General features: G+C 62.0%; 1 protein-coding gene. It reads left to right on the top strand.

Annotated features, from left to right (window positions below; genetic code table 11):
• The first annotated feature begins 740 nt into the window (after positions 1–740).
• The gene (locus ABZS40_RS36700; protein WP_354949343.1) at positions 741–1,241 is read left to right on the top strand and encodes a hypothetical protein; all 501 of its coding nucleotides are present in this window, start codon (positions 741–743) and stop codon (positions 1,239–1,241) included.
• Positions 1,242–1,332: the final 91 nt, after the last annotated feature.

Raw genomic sequence — 1,332 nt, 5'->3', positions numbered from 1 at the left:
GAGACCCTCGACAAGTCACATCGTTCCAGAACAGAAGGCACTTTCGCGTCCCCGCGACCGCCGCCGCGCAGCCCTTAACGAAGGGCCGAGGCTAGATCGCCGATGCCTCTCCAATCGATGGCCCGTCCCAGCACATCGGGCGTGACGAACAGGGCACCGGGCAGTCGAGCTTGCGTCCCGTTCGGCCATGGTCCTCGATGGCCCAATGAGTGATCAGCAGTACACCGGCAAGGCTCGCTCCAGCCGTCAACGGCCCAGCGTTTGTTGCCTGCCAGCGCACATTGTGGCTGGTCTGAGCCCGGGCCGCTGTGCAGGAGCCCGCATGAAGCCCGTCGTTGATAAAAGTAGGCCCAGACAGCCCAGGGGAGGGGCAAGCTGATGTCGAAGCTTACGCCGAGAAGCAGAACCGAGAGCCGCGCTCCATCAGGCAGCACCCTGACGGCGTCGATGCGGGCGAACGGTACTCCTCGTCGAGTCGAATCGAGCCCGAGACGGGAATCCCTGGTCGCAGCCTTCCGATCAGCGACAGTTGTTGAGACTGGTTCGCTTCTATTCAGACCAGTAATCCTGCTGATGACCTAGGAGCGCGCCGGGGCGGGGGATAGATTAATTCCTCTGCCGGGCACTCACTTGAGGCCCTTGCGCTGGTGAAGCCTTCGGGCGCTACAAATCATTTCGGAAGGATTGACCTGAATCGGCTCCCCCCCCCAGACCGCAGAGTGTACCTGGAAGAGGGAAATATGAATATTTCGGAGCCGTCCCCGCAGTTGCAGTCAAAGGACACCAGGCGGACGGCCCTGCAGGCAGGATCGTTTAAAGTGGCGCATCGAGGTTTCGATTGGCCGGCCGACGCGCCGGATCCATTCGATGTTGGTCACGAGGAGGCGGCGAGCTTCTACTGGGCGCACGGCAGGCCGTCCCGACTCCTTGCTGGCGCAGGCGGTGCTCGTCTGGCAGATCTTTATCGGGCCATCCCTCCGGGTTACACCACACTTGACCTCATGTGCAGGGTGGCAGTTGCAAACCGGGGCAAAATCCTGCGGGCGTGGGCGGGCGTCGAGATGGAGGATCTGAAACAGCCTTACCAGCTCGTGTTGGCTGCGAATGAGGCCGGCAACTACCTGCGCCTCGGCACAAATTGGCCACTTCGCTCCGCTTTGTCCAGTGCCTTGTCGTTGTCGGCGCGATGCAATGATGCTGTGTTGCTGTGCGTGGTGATGCGCAGCGACGACTGGCACTAGCCTCGGCCCTTCGTTAAGGGCTGCGCGGCGGCGGTCGCGGGGACGCGAAAGTGCCTTCTGTTCTGGAACGATGTGACTTGTCGAGGGTCTC

The organism is Micromonospora sp. NPDC005324, assembly GCF_040607155.1.
Lineage (GTDB): Bacteria > Actinomycetota > Actinomycetes > Mycobacteriales > Micromonosporaceae > Micromonospora > Micromonospora trifolii.
This window is presented reverse-complemented; position numbering and strand designations above follow the sequence as displayed.

Coding starts and splice junctions, on each gene's coding strand:
- ABZS40_RS36700 (WP_354949343.1), top strand. CDS start 741: ATGAATATTTCGGAGCCGTCCCCGCAGTTGCAGTCAAAGGACACCAGG.